Source organism: Pseudomonas sp. ASL9, from assembly GCF_056680335.1.
Window position 1 is genome coordinate 1,198,697 of record NZ_CM155277.1, and the last position, 15,533, is coordinate 1,214,229.

Below are 15,533 nucleotides of genomic sequence, written 5' to 3' on the forward strand. Positions count from 1 at the left end.
CCCAAGCACCACCCACCTGGTTTTGCGATGCTGAATAACAGATGACATGAACGGCCAACCGGCCTGACGGAGATCCTGGGCTCCTACGCGGCTCTTGAAGCCGTTTCCCTAATGAGGACCGTCGGGCGCGATTTTCATCGAGGCGCGGGCATAAGCTCAGACGCCGAATAGATGACCGCAAGCCAACCATGCATCGGATTTAGTATTGCAGAAAAGGGGTAACCATAGATGTAGGAGCGAATTTATTCGCGAAGCGTCCAACTCGGTTCACCTGACACCACCCGCACCCGCTATCCTTTGCCCCATCCCTCTGCCAGGCGAGTACCCCCATGCTTCAGGTGCAAGGCGTGTTCAAGAGCTACGCAACACCACAAGGCCCGCTGGCGGTGTTACAGGGGGTTGATTTACAGCTCGAACACGGCAGCAGTCTGGCGCTGATGGGAGAATCGGGCAGCGGCAAAAGCACCTTGCTGCATCTGGTGGCCGGTCTGGATCAGATCGATCGTGGCAGCATCCGTGTCGACGGGCGCCGTCTGGATCAAATGAACGAAGCACAGCTTGCCCATTGGCGGCGCACCGAAATCGGCCTGGTATTTCAACAATTCAACCTGATCGGCAGCCTGCAAGTCGAAGATAATCTGGCGTTTCAGGCGCGTCTGGCCGGACGTTATGATCCGGTCTGGCAAACACAACTGGTCGAACGGCTGGGGCTGGGCGCATTGCTCAAGCGTTACCCGGAACAACTGTCCGGTGGCCAACAACAGCGAGTCGCCATCGGCCGCGCTCTGGCTTCGCGACCTGGTCTGTTGTTGGCCGATGAGCCCACCGGCAATCTGGACGAAGGCACCAGCGATGAAGTCCTGCAATTACTCCTGGACCTGCTGAAGGACAGCCCGACCAGTCTGTTGATGGTCACCCACAGCCCGCGCGTCGCCGCTCGATTAGCTATTAAAGTGGTGCTGCATGGCGGACGACTGGCCGACGCAGGCGAGCGCTAAGATGCGCGTGTTTTATTGGACGTTGCGCGCCCTGCTCAGCCATTGGCGCCAGCATCCGGTGCAGTTTTTCAGCGTGCTGACCGGGCTGTGGCTGGCGACCAGCCTCCTGACCGGCGTGCAAGCGCTGAACAGTCAGGCGCGGGAAAGCTACGCTCGGGCCAGCCAACTGATCGGCGGCGAACCCCAAGCCAGCCTGAGCGCACCCAATGGCGCGCCCTTCTCTCAGGATCTGTTTGTCAGCCTGCGTCGCACCGGCTGGCCGGTGTCTCCGGTGCTGCAAGCGCGGCTGTCACTCAAGGGGCATGAAGATCAACGCCTGCAATTGATGGGCATCGAACCGCTGTCGCTGCCGGGCGGTGCGGCGGTGGCAGGGCAAGTGCTGGACATGGCACAGATCGTTGGATTTTTCAGCCCACCAGGCAGCACCTGGATAGCCCCGCAAACCTTGCAGGCCCTGGGTTATCACGAAGGTGACCAGCCGCTGACCGAAAACGGACACGCCTTGCCACCGCTGCACAGTCAGGCCGACATGGCCCCAGGTTTACTGCTGGTGGACATCGGCTTCGCCCAACACCTTTTGGGAATGCCAAACCAACTCTCGCGGCTGTTATTGCCTAAAAACTTTGCGGCCACGCAACCGGCGTTGCCTGCGGGGTTGGTCGGGCAACTGGTGCTCAAGAGCAGCGGTGAAGAAAACAACCTGTCGCGCCTGACCGAGAGTTTTCATTTGAACCTCGATGCATTGGGCTTTCTGTCATTCGTGGTCGGTTTGTTTATCGTGCATGCGGCCATTGGCCTGGCGCTTGAGCAGCGGCGCGGACTGCTCAGAACCCTGCGCGCCTGCGGGGTCAGTGCGCGCATGTTAATCCTCAGCCTGGGTGTGGAGCTGGGGTGCCTGGCCTTGCTCGGCGGCGTTGCCGGGGTCATCAGCGGTTATTTCCTGGCCAGCCTGTTGTTACCCGATGTCGCCGCCAGCCTGCGAGGCCTGTACGGTGCCGAAGTCGCCGGGCAATTAAGCTTGAGCCCACTGTGGTGGGCCAGCGGTGTCGGTTTGAGTCTGTTCGGCGCGTTGCTGGCCGGCGCCAGCAGCTTGTTGCGTGCCGCACGCCTGCCATTGTTGGCCTTGGCCAACGCAAACGCCTGGCATCAAGCCCATACTCGCTGGTTGCGGCGCCAGGCGTGGGTAGCAGGCATCGCCGGCGTGGTGGCCGTGCTGGCCTGGTTATTCGGCAACAGCCTGGCCAGCGGTTTTGTTCTGATGGCCGCCCTGCTGCTGGGCGCTGCACTGGGTCTGCCGGTGGTGCTCAATGCGCTGCTCGACACCTTGCTCGGCCGCAGTCGTTCGGTATTGGGCCAGTGGTTTCTTGCCGATTGCCGCCAGCAGTTACCCGCGTTGAGCCTGGCGTTGATGGCACTGCTATTGGCGCTGGCCGCCAATATTGGCGCGGGCAGCATGACCTCGGGATTTCGCCAGACATTCAATAACTGGCTGGAACAACGGCTGACCGCCGAGCTGTATCTCAACCCACAAAACCCGGCCCAGGCGCGCAGCCTCCAGACGTGGCTCAACCAACAGCCACAGGTCCAGGCCGTGTTACCCAACTGGCAGGTCTCGATCCAGTTGCAAGGCTGGCCTGCAGATTTATTCGGCGTGATTGATCATCCGACCTACCGCCAGCACTGGCCGCTGCTGCATGCTCAGGCAGGCGATCCTTGGGATCAACTGGCCCAGGACGACACCCTGATGCTCAGCGAGCAGTTGGCCCGGCGACTCAAGGTTCAGGTCGGCGATCAGTTGACGATTCCCACGCCGCAAGGTCAGTGGTCGCCGCGTATCGTCGCGATCTATGCCGACTACGGCAATCCCAAGGGTCATCTGCTGGTCAACGCTCAGCACCTGCTGCGCTATTGGCCGCAGCTGTCGCCCAATCGTTTCAATCTGCGTATTGCCCCAGCGTCGGTGCCGCCGCTGGTACGCGAACTCCAGTCGCGCTTTGCCTTGGAAGACAGTCGCATCGTCGATCAAAGCCAGCTCAAGGGCTGGTCCACACAAGTCTTTGAACGCACCTTCGCTGCCACCGCCGCGCTCAACAGCCTGACGCTGGGGGTGGCGGGGGTGGCGCTGTTCATCAGCCTGTTGACCCAAAGTCAGAGTCGCCTTGGACAACTCGCACCGCTGTGGGCACTGGGCGTGACCCGGCGTCAACTGATGCTGCTCAATCTGGGGCAAACCTGGCTGCTGGCGGTGCTGACGCTGTCGCTCGCCCTGCCATTGGGGCTCCTGCTGGCCTGGTGCCTGGACGCCGTGATCAATGTGCAAGCCTTTGGCTGGCGCTTGCCGTTGCAGGTGTTCCCCGCACAACTGGCGCAGTTGATGGCGCTGGCCCTGTTGGCGACGTTGCTGGCTTCGGCATGGCCGTTGATCAAGCTGTACCGCAGCCGCCCGGCTGACCTGCTGAGGACGTTTGCCAATGAGGATTAGGTGGCTACTGCTCTTATTCGGCACCCTGCTATTGAGTGCCTGCAATGATGAGAAACCACCTGCCAAAGGTTTTGCCGGGCTGGGTAACGAGGCCGCGACGTTCGCTCAGGTCGTCCCCGGCAAGGTGTTCAGCTTCCCGCAGGATCACGGCGCCCACGACGGTTTCCGCATCGAGTGGTGGTACCTCACCGCCAACCTCAAGGATAACCAGGGCCGCACCTTCGGCGTGCAATGGACGTTGTTTCGCAATGCGCTGAAAGCCGATGCCCAGCAGCCGGGCTGGGGCAATCAAACGATCTGGATGGGCCATGCCGCTGTGACTTCGGCCAACCAGCACTATGCCGCAGAGCGCTATGCCCGTGGCGGCGTCGAGCAGGCCGGGGTTAACACGGCGCCGTTCAAGGCATGGATCGATGACTGGACGTTCGACAGCCAGTCAGGTATCGAAAACCCGCTGGCAAACATGCAGCTGCACGCCCGTGGACAGGATTTCAGCTATCAACTGCACCTGACGTCCAGCCAGCCTCTGGTGCTGCAAGGCGAGCAAGGTTTCAGTCAAAAGTCAGAACAGGGCCAAGCCTCGTATTACTACAGCCAGCCGTTTTTCCAGGCCAAGGGCACCGTCGAAATAGACGGCAAGACGTATCAGGTATCGGGCCCCGCCTGGCTGGACCGGGAATGGAGTAGCCAGCCACTGACGGCCAATCAAACCGGTTGGGACTGGTTTTCCATGCATTTGGATAACGGCGAACAGCTGATGCTGTACCGGATGCGGCAGAAAAACGGCGAGCCGTACCTGACGGGCACCTGGATCAGCGCTGATGGCCAAACACAGGTATTGAAGGGACAAGAGATTCAGCTCACGCCACTGGCCTCCAGTGACGTTGCCAGGCATACGTTGCCGACCCGCTGGGCGGTGAAAATCCCCGGCAAACACATTGATGTCACCACGACCGCGCTGAACCCCAATGCCTGGATGAACCTGCGCATCCCGTACTGGGAAGGTCCGGTGCAGGTGAGCGGAAGTCATTCAGGTACTGGGTATCTGGAGATGACCGGGTATTGAGTCGACAGTGCGGTTAAAGAATATCGCGGTGCGTACATCGACCTTCACGTTGAGCCATTCGTGCAACGCCCTGAACGCAGCGTGGGGATTGGTTGAGCGCAGAGGGCGTGCGCGGGATCAAAAAAATAGTGCCCGGCGCGTCGAGATATAGCGCCTTCGACGATCACTAGCTTTACACTTCGCCACTTATTCACTCGCAAAGACCAACGTCCATGTCTGAAGACTTCGAAGTCCCCAGTCCGCACGAACATCACCTGGAACACGTCAATAAACACGCCCATGCCAGCGGCGACAATTTCGCCGGCAAGATAGCGGTGATGACGGCGATCATGGCGACCATGGGTGCCTTGCTCAGTTATCAGGCCGGCTCCACGGAGAGCGAAGCGGCAATGGACAAAAACAACGCCGCCATCAAGAAAACCGAAGCCTCTAACCTGTGGAATTACTACCAGGCCAAATCCAGCCGGCAAAACCTCTCTGAACTGGCAATCCATATCCCCGGCCTCGATGCCGCGCATTACACCGCCGAAGCCCAGCGCTATAAAACTGAAAAAGAAGGCGTGCGCAAGAACGCTGAAGCACTTGAGGCAGAAGCTCGCGAGTGGGATGAAAAGTCAGAATTGGCACTGCATCAGCATCACCGCTGGGCGCAGGCGATGATGGCCATTCAAATCGCTATTTCGCTGGCAGCGATCACCTTGCTGACACGCAAGGAATGGCTAAAAAAGGTGGCCTACAGTGCAGCGGGTCTCAGCGTAGTGCTGGGTACGCTGGCGTGGTTACATATTTAAATCAGGTAGCACGCTCTGATGATGTGTTCGCGCCGCACACAGCGGGCGACAGATCAGAGCGTCAGGTCCGCTCAGAAACAGGGCCTGATCAGGCGCCTCCTGACGATGTTTAATACCTGTAGACGATGTATCCCGCGTGTACGACGAGCAACACCCCTCCCCCGGCGTCCTGCCGACCGACACCCCGGCAAATTTGCTACGCTCAGTCTTCTATACAGGAGACAGGAGGCCATCCATGACCCTCGAAGAAATGAATATCCCTCTATCGATCAAGACTCAAGCCGCCGATATCATCAAGCGTATCGAGCAGTCGACGGGAATGCTCGACGCGACGATGGCTGGAGGAATCGCTGAAGGCTTTGTGCTAGGTATCGTCTGCCTCAAGGCAATGTGGCCCGAGGACATTGATCAGCTTGAAACGCTGTTCAGTCAGGCGAGTGATCGGAAGATGGCGGGGCTAAAATAGCGGCTGCCATACCTTCCTGGGTATGCCATCAATCCGCCGGGCACACATTCTTCTCATGCGCCGGAACTGCTTCAAAACACCGTGAGAGGAATGTGAGCTTCGATTTGCGTCACTCCATGATGGACACTCAACACACTCCAGGAAACATCTCCCTGTCCCGGCGTAGACAACCAGGCGACCATGCCCCACACAAGGCCTAGCCAAAGCACCCCAAAAATCATCAACATCCCTATGAAGACTCGCGTGGTCATGATGGCACCCCAGTCAGATGATGTTCATCATGCATCAATCGCAGCTTTACCGTTCAATTTTGTTCAAAACAGTTCCACGCCTGGATTACCGGCACGCGGTGTGCTGTCGCGACCATTGCGTTTCATAGACAGATACCGTCGTTGCTCAGCCAGCAACGCCGTCATCGAGTCGCCGTATGTTGAGACGCCCCTTTTCCATTTTTCATGTTTTAGTTATCGGGTATGTCAGTGGGCTGTCTCAGTTTTGAAACAGAAAGTGTTAAGTAAATAATAGTGTTACAAATTATGACACTTTGTAATACCGCAAACTCATTGAACAATAACTACTATTTACAATAACCAACCCCTGCGGCGCTGGGCCTGTCTTAACATTGAAACACTCCTATGGGTATCGGAGCATACCGTGCCCTTGCCTTCTCCCCTGCTGCTCCCAGCTCCACGCTTCAGGCCGGTAATTCGGAATGAAAAACAGCGAAGTACGCCTTGGCCTCACCACCAACAAGCACCAGCATCGTAATGATTTTTAAAGGAATTTAATTACGACCAACGAACTAACTAAAAGAAAAATTAAATTCGACGGTAAAAATAAGTGCTTAAGGCACGTCTATTGCTTAGTGCAATATGCCCCACCATGATAAGTAAAACGGCATGGACAGGGCACACAAGCCAACAGGGTAAAAATGCCTTCCATCCTGAAAAAGATAGAGGCTAAAACCTGCCCTATATTATAAAAATGGGAGAACATCATGAACTTCAAAACACTGTTAGCCATTCTGGTAATGCTTTCTGCTGGTGGCGCCTATGCGGCAGACATGTCCCACGACCGTGATCACGCCAGAGGGGAGCACCACCAAAGAGACCATGAGCATGCTCGCACTCATGCTCGCGACCATGCTCGCGATCATGCTCGTGGTGGTCACCACGGTCATGAAGGTCACGGCCGCGGTCATGACCACGGCCACGAAGGTCACGCTCATCGCTAGTTGAAGAACCGCAACCTCCCAACAAGGCGCCCTTGCGCAGAATGTTCATAGCGTACGATGTGGTTGGGCAATAACACCGGATCGCTCTGTCAGGTTTTTTTAGCGACTCCAAGAACCTGTTCACTCTATTTTGAGTAGCAGAACGAGAACGTCCCGTGGACGAACTGCAAGCTGGAATTGAGTTTTCGCTCGCAGTTCTTCCACAACCCTCTGCATTTCCCCAACGAAGCGAAAGGCTGATCCATTTACTCGGGATGACGCCAACCCGTGATCGCAAAGCTGTATGAGGTGACCAGCGGTTTGCGGGTCATTTATCCAGTATCTTTTGAGTTCTCTTTCTATACCGGCATGCGCCCAAGGCAGGCGATGGCACTGCGCTGGAGCGAGGTCGACCTGCGAACGCGAACCGCCAGTCGCTGCCGGATTCAGCTCTATGGAAAGATCAAGGAAAGGACCAGAAGCAAGGCCGCTCGGGAAGTTCTATTGAACGATCGCGCGCCGCATGCACTCGAAAAACCAGACCCCTGACAGCGGCGCGCTCTGATTATGGGTGCGTGCCGCTCGGAGCAGACGACAGACCAGAGCGTTATGTCCGCTCCGAAACAGGGCCTGAAAGCTACGGGTTAAGTGCGCCACGCAACCCTGGATAATACAGCGGTACCTATTCGATCCACGCAAAACACCCGTAGCGACACACATGCCGAAAAACCAAAGGTTTAAGCCACATGTGCGGATTAGCTGGAGAGTTACGTTTCAACGATAAACCGGCGGACCTCGCCGCGATTGAACGGATCACCCATCATTTGGCCCCTCGCGGCCCAGACGCCTGGGGCTTTCATAGCCAGGGGCCTATTGCTCTCGGCCACCGTCGGCTGAAGATCATGGACCTGTCCGAAGGCTCGGCGCAGCCCATGGTCGACAATCAGCTCGGACTGGCGCTGGCGTTCAACGGTGCCATCTACAATTTCCCGGAACTGCGCGCTGAACTGGAAGCACTCGGCTACCCGTTTTATTCCGGCGGCGACACCGAAGTGCTGCTCAAGGGCTACCACGCCTGGGGCGTCGATATGTTGCCCAAACTCAATGGCATGTTCGCTTTCGCCATTTGGGAACGTGACACCCAAGCGTTGTTCATGGCGCGCGACCGACTCGGTGTAAAACCGCTTTACCTGTCACACACCGGTGAGCGCCTGCGTTTTGCGTCATCGTTGCCTGCGCTGCTCAAAGGCGGTGATATCAGCCCGATGCTCGACCCGGTCGCCTTGAACCACTACCTGAACTTTCACTCCGTGGTGCCGGCACCGCGCACCTTAGTGGCGGGTATCGAAAAACTGCCACCGGCCAGTTGGATGCGCATCGACGCCAGCGGCAAGACTGAGCAGAAAGTCTGGTGGTGTCTGCCCTATGGCCCACGCGCCGACGAAGTGAATCTAACCCTCGAAGACTGGAGTGATCGGGTGTTGGACAGCACCCGTGATGCCGTCGCGATTCGTCAACGTGCAGCGGTGGATGTCGGTGTTCTGCTGTCTGGCGGCGTCGACTCCAGCTTGCTGGTTGGCCTGCTGCGTGAAGTCGGGATCAAGGACCTATCGACCTTTTCCATTGGCTTTGAGGATGCTGGTGGCGAACGCGGTGACGAATTTCAGTATTCGGACCTGATCGCCAAACGCTACGGCACTCAACATCACCAGTTGCGCATCAACGAAAGCGAAATCATCGAGCAGTTGCCTGCGGCGTTCCGCGCCATGAGCGAACCAATGGTCAGCCACGACTGCATTGCCTTTTATCTGCTGTCACGTGAGGTGGCCAAGCACTGCAAGGTGGTGCAGAGCGGGCAAGGCGCTGATGAGCTGTTCGCCGGTTATCACTGGTACCCACAAGTAGACGGCGCCAGCGACCCTTATGTAGCCTATCGCGCCGCATTCTTCGACCGCACGTATGACGAATACGCCGCCACCGTGCAGCCCCAATGGCTGACCGCCAATGACGCGGCAGGCGACTTTGTTCGCGAGCATTTCGCCCAACCCGGCGCCGACGCCGCTGTGGATAAAGCGCTGCGTCTGGACAGCACGATAATGCTGGTCGATGACCCGGTGAAACGCGTCGACAACATGACCATGGCCTGGGGTCTGGAAGCGCGCACACCGTTTCTTGACTATCGCCTGGTCGAACTGTCGGCCCGGGTGCCGGGGCGCTTCAAGTTGCCCGATGGCGGCAAGCAGGTATTGAAAGAGGCTGCGCGGAGGGTGATCCCGTCCGAAGTAATCGACCGCAAAAAAGGCTATTTCCCGGTGCCGGGGCTCAAGCATTTGCAAGGCGACACCCTCAACTGGGTACGCGACCTGTTGCTCGACCCGAGCCAGGACCGTGGTCTGTTCAATCCGGCCATGCTCGACAAACTGCTAACGGATCCCGACGGAGGATTGACCCCGTTGCGCGGCGCCAAGCTGTGGCAGCTCGCAGCGCTGAACCTGTGGCTCAGCGAACAAGGACTTTGATCGATGAAACACAATGCTTCGGCTTTTAGCCAACGTTTGTTGCGCGGCCAGGCGCCCTCTTATGAGCGCTTGCAAGCACGCTTCGCGGAAGACGGCAGCGAGCCTGACGCCCAACCTCTGGCCCTGCATTGCGGCTGGGGTCGGCTGCTGATCGGGCACACGTATCCTGACCCCGTGACGCTGGCCAGCGATTTGCTCAACGAGAAGGCCGGCGAGCGCGACATCGCGCTGTACGTCGCAGCGCCCCAGCAAGTGTTGGCACAGTCGCCACAACAGCTATTCCTCGACCCTTCCGATACCTTGCGCCTGTGGTTCAGCGATTACCGTCCGGCACAGCGGGTGTTTCGTGGGTTTCGTATTCGCCGTGCGCAGAACGATGCGGATTGGCAGTCGATCAACACCCTGTACCTGGCGCGGGGCATGCTGCCCATCGACCCTGCCCTGCTGACCCCACGCCATCAAGGGGGCCCTGTGTACTGGATTGCCGAAGATGAGAGCAGCAATGCCGTGATCGGCAGCGTGATGGGCCTCAATCATCAAAAAGCCTTTCATGACCCGGAGAACGGCAGCAGCTTGTGGTGCCTGGCGGTTGACCCACACTGTTCCCGGCCTGGCGTAGGCGAAGTATTGGTGCGGCATTTGATCGAGCACTTCATGAGCCGTGGCTTGAGCTACCTCGATCTCTCGGTGCTGCATGACAACCTGCACGCCAAAAACCTGTACGCCAAGCTCGGTTTCCGCAACCTGCCGACCTTCGCCATAAAGCGCAAGAACGGTATCAATGAACCCTTGTTTCTCGGGCCAGGACCACAGGCGGACTTCAACCCTTATGCGCGGATCATCGTCGAAGAAGCCCATCGACGTGGTATCGACGTACAGGTCGATGATGTCGATGCTGGCCTGTTCACCCTCAGTCATGGCGGACGTCGTGTGCGCTGCCGTGAATCCCTGAGTGACCTGACCAGCGCCGTCAGCATGACCCTGTGTCAGGACAAGAGCATGACCCACCGAGCGCTCAAGGCAGCAGGCTTGAATTTACCGGCCCAGCAATTGGCGGGCAACGGCGATGACAACCTGGCGTTTCTGAACGAGCACGGGCAGATCGTGGTCAAGCCGCTCGATGGCGAGCAGGGTCATGGCGTGGCCGTGGACCTGCGCACGATTGAAGACGTGCAGAATGCCATCGAGCGCGCCCACCCGTTCGACACCCGGGTGTTACTCGAAAGCTATCACCCAGGGCTGGATCTGCGCATCGTGGTGATTGGCTTTGAGGTGGTGGCCGCCGCCATCCGCCGACCGGCCGAAGTCATCGGTGACGGTCACCATACGATTGGCGCGCTGATTGAAGCGCAAAGCCGACGCCGTGAAGCCGCGACGTTGGGGGAAAGCCGTATTCCAAAGGATGAAGAAACCCAACGCACGGTGCGCGACGCAGGATTCGACTTCAATACGGTGTTACCACCGGGCGAATGCCTGGCCGTTCGGCGTACCGCTAATTTACACACCGGCGGTTGCCTGGAGGATGTGACCGCAATTCTGCACCCGGTGCTGGCGGATGCGGCAGTACGTGCGGCTCGTGCCCTGGATATTCCGGTAGTAGGCCTGGATTTGATGGTGCCCGCCGCTGACCAACCGGAATACGTGTTTATCGAAGCCAACGAGCGGGTCGGCTTGGCCAACCATGAACCACAACCGACCGCCGAACGTTTCGTCGACCTGCTGTTTCCGCACAGCCTGCCTGCGCATAACTGATCAGAACCTTTGTAGGCGCTGCCAAGGCTGCGATTGATCGCATAGTGGTCGCAACGATTCAGACCTTATCGCAGCCTTCGGCAGTTCCTACAGCTGATCCATGTTTTTGCCTCACTTGTCTGGAGCTCCCCTCATGACCCCTGCAAAAATCCTCGAACCGGATCTGAATTACCTGCAGAAAGTCCTGCTGGAAATGCTTGCGATCCCTAGTCCCACCGGGTTCACCGACACCATCGTGCGCTACGTCGCCGAACGCCTGGAAGAGTTGGGCATTCCCTTTGAACTGACCCGGCGCGGGACCATTCGCGCCACCTTGAAGGGCAAGCAAAACAGCCCCGACCGCGCCGTCTCCGCGCACCTGGATACCATTGGCGCCAGCGTACGAGCGGTGCAGGACAACGGGCGCCTGTCCCTCGTGCCGATAGGTTGCTGGTCAAGCCGCTTCGCCGAAGGCAGCCGGGTCAGTGTCTTCACTGACACCGGCGTGATACGCGGCAGTGTCCTGCCCTTGATGGCGTCCGGGCATGCGTTCAATAAGGCAGTGGATGAAATGCCGATCAGTTGGGACCATGTCGAGTTACGCCTGGATGCCTACAGCACCACCCGTGCCGACTGCGAGTCGCTGGGTATCGGTATCGGTGACTTTGTCGCATTCGACCCACTGCCAGAGTTTACTGACAGCGGGCATATCAGCGCGCGACACCTAGACGACAAGGCTGGCGTCGCGGCGTTGCTGGCTGCACTTAAAGCGATTGTCGACAGTGGTGCCGAGCCGTTGATCGACTGCCATCCACTGTTCACCATCACCGAAGAAACCGGCACCGGTGCGGCAGGTGTGCTGCCGTGGGACGTCAGTGAATTTGTCGGGATCGATATTGCCCCGGTCGCCCCTGGTCAGCACTCCAGCGAACATGCAGTCAGTGTCGCGATGCAGGACTCCGGCGGCCCTTACGACTACCACCTGTCGCGGCATCTGTTGCGTCTGGGAGCTGAGAACGAACTGCCAGTACGCCGGGATTTATTCCGCTACTACTTCAGCGATGCCCATTCGGCAGTGACCGCCGGGCATGACATTCGCACGGCCCTGCTCGCCTTCGGCTGTGATGCGACCCATGGGTATGAACGCACCCACATCGACAGCCTCAGCGCCCTGAGCCGCCTACTGGGCGCCTACATGCTCAGCCCGCCAGTGTTTGCCAGCGATGCACAACCGGCAAAAGGGTCATTGGAGCGCTTCAGCCATCAGCTTGAGCATGATGCACAGATGGAATCCGATACCCGGGTACCCACGGTGGAGAGTCTCATCGGGCAGCGTACCGAGGAGATTTGAGACATTGGGCAGTGGGAAACCACCCGCCGCCCGGATGGAAGGGTCTTCCAGGAATGTAGCCTGCTGACCTCAACCACGCTAGGATCGGCGGGAATTCATGCGAGAACCCCATGCTGATCCCCTACGACCAACTTGAAGCCGACACCCTTACCCGTCTGATCGAAGATTTCGTCACCCGTGACGGCACCGACAATGGCGACGAGACACCGCTGGAAACCCGCGTACTTCGGGTGCGCCATGCCCTGAGCAAAGGTCAGGCGGTGATCGTCTTCGAACCGGAAAGCCAGCAGTGCCAACTGATGCTCAAGCACGACGTGCCCAAGGAATGGTTCGACTGACACCCATCAGACCGTGGGCTGCACTTGTTGCTCCGCCAGACGACTGGCCATGCGTTTGAAGACTTCCGCTCGATTGATTTTGATGTGCTTGGGTGCGGTAATGCCTAGCCGGACCTGATTGCCGCTCACGCTCAGAATCTGCACGGTGATGTCATCACCAATTGAAAAGGTTTCTCCAACTTCTCGCGTCAATACAAGCATTTTACCCGCCCTTTTTTTGTTACAAAGAGCGAAGATTGCACGGCGAAACCAGCCCCTTCAATGCATCTGAAGCAAATCAGTAATGCCCTTCATTCCGGCCAGACCCTTCCTACGGATTAAGACTACATATCGACGAAAACCATGGGAAAAGTCTGCGTCCGGGTCGAGACATAGGATGTCTCAAGCGTTAGAAAGTCGCGGGCCGAATAAAATAATGCTCGCGCCAATCACGCAGAGCGCTGCACCCAGCCAATCTGATGTTAGAGGCCGAACCCGCTCGATCAGCCCCAACCAGCCAATGGAAGCAACGATATAGATACCGCCATACGCAGCGTAGGCACGCCCGGCATAGGTGGCTTCGATTCGGGTCAGCAACAAGGCGAACAGTGTCAGGCTGAGCAGCGCCGGCACTACCCACAACACGCTCTTGCCCATGCGCAACCACATCCAGAACGCATAACAACCGGCGATCTCGAACAACGCCGCAAGGAAAAACCACAGATAGTTGAGCACGTCGGCATCTCGTCAGGGTTGCTGGGGAAGATGCCGGCAACCCTAACTGCATGCTGGAGATGGAGCAAGCCTGCGCGCGCAGGCTGTGTGCAAGCCAATTCATTCGCGAAAGCAGTGGGTCAGGCACAGAGGATGTTGAATGTGAGGGCCTCTTCGCGAATAAATTCACTCCCCTCAAACAACAGATAACTAATTGAAAAATAAAGCATAAATGTCATTATATTTTCAGCCAAACGCTGACCCCCTGTAGGAGCTGCCGAAGGCTGCGAATCGGTCCGGGGTCGCGTCCGACCGTAGCAGTCGTAAACTCTGGATTGCTGAAGGTCGTGCCGGTCGCCCGCGACCCCGGCCTATCGCAGCCTTCGGCAGCTACAGGACCCAGTTTGCTGCGCGACAGCGCGGCGTCGAAGACGGGGCGGCATCCACTATCAAACTGATTTTTAATCCTTTAAAAACAATGTGTTGGCGCTGATCTTGATGTGTATATCCGGCATTTGAGTGTGCTGGAATTACGGTTTCGCTCTTACAGCGAGGAACCTTTTTCAAACGCCAAAAAGGTCCCGCCAAAACGCTTGCCCCGCCATACGGATCCTCGCCTAGGCTCGGATTTCCCTCACTCCGGCGTCGCTCCGGGGGTCGCCGCAAGGGGCCATCCCTGGCCCCGTGCGGCTAACTCGGCGTCCTGCCTCGTTTCCCCCTGCGCAACGCCTGCGCTCAGCCTTCTGGAAACGGGGCCTTGCCGTAATTCAGCAGTCAATTCACTCCAAATCCCAACGGCAGATCAAAATCCTGTGGGAGCAGGCCTGCAACTACGCGTCCCGCTGCGAAGGCTGCGTGCCTGACACGCCACCAAACGATCACACCACGCAAATCAAAACCAGTTTGCTGCGCGACAGCGCGGCGTCGAAGACGGGGCGACATCTCCTACAGTGGCTTGTGATCTGCCTACTCGCGACCCTGCCTGGTCTTGGCGCGCATTTTGTCGGCCATAGAAGCCATCTCGTCGTAGAGCATCTGCGGATTCTTCTGTTTCAACGTCCAGGCCTCGCGTCCTTGCTCGTGGGGCAGGATCATGAACTCACCCTGGGCAACATGCTCAAAGATGTAGTCGGCAATATCGCTGGCGGTGATCGGCGAGCTTTCCAGCAATTTTCCAACCTGGGCTTTCATCGCCGGGGTCGGGCCACGGAAGGAGTCGAGCAAGTTGGTCTGGAAAAACGACGGGCACACTACATGGACGCTGACCTCCTGATGGCGTAACTCGATCAACAGGCTTTCCGACAGCGCTACCACTCCGGCCTTGGCCACGTTGTAGTTGCTCATGGCCGGGCCCTGCATCAAGGCGGCCATCGACGCGATATTGATGATCTTGCCCTTGCTCATTTCCAGTAATGGCAAAAACGCCTTGCAGCCCTTGACCACCCCCATGAGGTTGATCGCGATCTGCCAATCCCAATCCTCCAGCGACAACTCGCTGAAGAAACCACCGGAAGCAACGCCAGCGTTATTGACGATAACGTCAATGCCACCGAACTTCTCTTCGCACGCTTGGGCGAAGGCCGTCAGCTGGCTGTAATCACGCACGTCACAGCGCTGGACAAACCCGTCACCGCCAACCTCGCGTACTAACTTCAGGGTTTCCTGCAGACCAGGCTCACTGACATCCGACAGCGCCAACTGCCAGCCTTCGCGGGCCCAGCGCAGCGCAATTTCACGACCCAGGCCTGACCCGGCACCGGTGATCATCATGCGATTTTGCATAGGGAAATGCCTTGTCGTTTCGGGGAGTTGAATCGCAGTGTAGCGAAGGTCATCCTCGTAACACCCCACCATCAAGTTGCTGAATGGCAAGGGCAAACCCACG

At 58.1% G+C, this 15,533-nt stretch carries 13 protein-coding genes; 10 read left to right on the top strand and 3 right to left on the bottom strand.

The features are described from left to right. Nucleotides 1–329 precede the first annotated feature (329 nt). The 10 genes from AC1ME2_RS05600 to AC1ME2_RS05645 all read left to right on the top strand — a co-directional run bounded on the left by AC1ME2_RS05600 (nucleotide 330) and on the right by AC1ME2_RS05645 (nucleotide 12,955). Nucleotides 330–998 carry an ABC transporter ATP-binding protein gene (locus AC1ME2_RS05600; protein ID WP_480439807.1) on the top strand — a complete coding sequence of 223 codons (669 nt, stop codon included), beginning with the start codon at nucleotides 330–332 and terminating at the stop codon, nucleotides 996–998. Between the two features lies 1 nt (nucleotide 999). Further along, nucleotides 1,000–3,480 (top strand): ABC transporter permease, encoded by a 2,481-nt coding sequence (locus tag AC1ME2_RS05605; protein ID WP_480439808.1) that lies wholly within the window; start codon nucleotides 1,000–1,002, stop codon nucleotides 3,478–3,480. After that, nucleotides 3,470–4,546, top strand: coding sequence for a lipocalin-like domain-containing protein (locus tag AC1ME2_RS05610; RefSeq protein ID WP_480439809.1), 1,077 nt, complete (start codon nucleotides 3,470–3,472; stop codon nucleotides 4,544–4,546). Before AC1ME2_RS05605 ends, AC1ME2_RS05610 begins: the two co-directional genes overlap by 11 nt. A gap of 212 nt (nucleotides 4,547–4,758) precedes the next feature. Then, on the top strand, nucleotides 4,759–5,337 hold the full coding sequence (locus AC1ME2_RS05615; protein WP_480439810.1) for a DUF4337 domain-containing protein: 579 nt from the start codon (nucleotides 4,759–4,761) through the stop codon (nucleotides 5,335–5,337). A gap of 235 nt (nucleotides 5,338–5,572) precedes the next feature. After that, a complete protein-coding gene (locus tag AC1ME2_RS05620) occupies nucleotides 5,573–5,803 on the top strand; it encodes a hypothetical protein (protein WP_480439811.1) in 231 nt (76 codons plus the stop codon). A 1,501-nt stretch (nucleotides 5,804–7,304) separates the two neighbouring features. Continuing rightward, nucleotides 7,305–7,565 carry a site-specific integrase gene (locus tag AC1ME2_RS05625; RefSeq protein WP_480439812.1) on the top strand — a complete coding sequence of 87 codons (261 nt, stop codon included), beginning with the start codon at nucleotides 7,305–7,307 and terminating at the stop codon, nucleotides 7,563–7,565. A gap of 197 nt (nucleotides 7,566–7,762) precedes the next feature. Then, nucleotides 7,763–9,535, top strand: coding sequence for an N-acetylglutaminylglutamine amidotransferase (locus tag AC1ME2_RS05630; protein WP_480439813.1), 1,773 nt, complete (start codon nucleotides 7,763–7,765; stop codon nucleotides 9,533–9,535). A gap of 3 nt (nucleotides 9,536–9,538) precedes the next feature. Beyond that, entirely contained in the window at nucleotides 9,539–11,287 is a 1,749-nt protein-coding gene (gene ngg / locus AC1ME2_RS05635) for an N-acetylglutaminylglutamine synthetase (RefSeq protein WP_480439814.1), read from the top strand. Between the two features lie 133 nt (nucleotides 11,288–11,420). Next, nucleotides 11,421–12,617, top strand: coding sequence for an osmoprotectant NAGGN system M42 family peptidase (locus AC1ME2_RS05640; protein ID WP_480439815.1), 1,197 nt, complete (start codon nucleotides 11,421–11,423; stop codon nucleotides 12,615–12,617). Between the two features lie 110 nt (nucleotides 12,618–12,727). Then, nucleotides 12,728–12,955, top strand: a complete 228-nt coding sequence (locus AC1ME2_RS05645) for a YheU family protein (protein WP_480410856.1) — start codon at nucleotides 12,728–12,730, stop codon at nucleotides 12,953–12,955. Nucleotides 12,956–12,961: 6 nt separating this feature from the next. Here the strand turns inward: AC1ME2_RS05645 and csrA are convergent, their stop codons facing one another. The 3 genes from csrA to AC1ME2_RS05660 all read right to left on the bottom strand — a co-directional run bounded on the left by csrA (nucleotide 12,962) and on the right by AC1ME2_RS05660 (nucleotide 15,430). Then, nucleotides 12,962–13,156 (bottom strand): carbon storage regulator CsrA, encoded by a 195-nt coding sequence (csrA, locus tag AC1ME2_RS05650; RefSeq protein WP_480439816.1) that lies wholly within the window; start codon nucleotides 13,154–13,156, stop codon nucleotides 12,962–12,964. 180 nt (nucleotides 13,157–13,336) lie between these two features. Further along, on the bottom strand, nucleotides 13,337–13,669 hold the full coding sequence (locus AC1ME2_RS05655) for a YnfA family protein (RefSeq protein WP_480439817.1): 333 nt from the start codon (nucleotides 13,667–13,669) through the stop codon (nucleotides 13,337–13,339). Nucleotides 13,670–14,614: 945 nt separating this feature from the next. After that, nucleotides 14,615–15,430: an SDR family oxidoreductase gene (locus tag AC1ME2_RS05660; protein ID WP_480439818.1), complete on the bottom strand. Its 816-nt coding sequence runs from the start codon at nucleotides 15,428–15,430 to the stop codon at nucleotides 14,615–14,617. Nucleotides 15,431–15,533: the final 103 nt, after the last annotated feature.

Bases quoted from the DNA above. Each gene is read 5' to 3' on its own strand.
- AC1ME2_RS05610 (WP_480439809.1), top strand. From the start codon at position 3,470: ATGAGGATTAGGTGGCTACTGCTCTTATTCGGCACCCTGCTATTGAGT.
- AC1ME2_RS05615 (WP_480439810.1), top strand. From the start codon at position 4,759: ATGTCTGAAGACTTCGAAGTCCCCAGTCCGCACGAACATCACCTGGAA.
- AC1ME2_RS05630 (WP_480439813.1), top strand. From the start codon at position 7,763: ATGTGCGGATTAGCTGGAGAGTTACGTTTCAACGATAAACCGGCGGAC.
- AC1ME2_RS05660 (WP_480439818.1), bottom strand. From the start codon at position 15,430: ATGCAAAATCGCATGATGATCACCGGTGCCGGGTCAGGCCTGGGTCGT.
- AC1ME2_RS05645 (WP_480410856.1), top strand. From the start codon at position 12,728: ATGCTGATCCCCTACGACCAACTTGAAGCCGACACCCTTACCCGTCTG.
- ngg (WP_480439814.1), top strand. From the start codon at position 9,539: ATGAAACACAATGCTTCGGCTTTTAGCCAACGTTTGTTGCGCGGCCAG.
- csrA (WP_480439816.1), bottom strand. From the start codon at position 13,156: ATGCTTGTATTGACGCGAGAAGTTGGAGAAACCTTTTCAATTGGTGAT.
- AC1ME2_RS05620 (WP_480439811.1), top strand. From the start codon at position 5,573: ATGACCCTCGAAGAAATGAATATCCCTCTATCGATCAAGACTCAAGCC.
- AC1ME2_RS05640 (WP_480439815.1), top strand. From the start codon at position 11,421: ATGACCCCTGCAAAAATCCTCGAACCGGATCTGAATTACCTGCAGAAA.
- AC1ME2_RS05605 (WP_480439808.1), top strand. From the start codon at position 1,000: ATGCGCGTGTTTTATTGGACGTTGCGCGCCCTGCTCAGCCATTGGCGC.
- AC1ME2_RS05600 (WP_480439807.1), top strand. From the start codon at position 330: ATGCTTCAGGTGCAAGGCGTGTTCAAGAGCTACGCAACACCACAAGGC.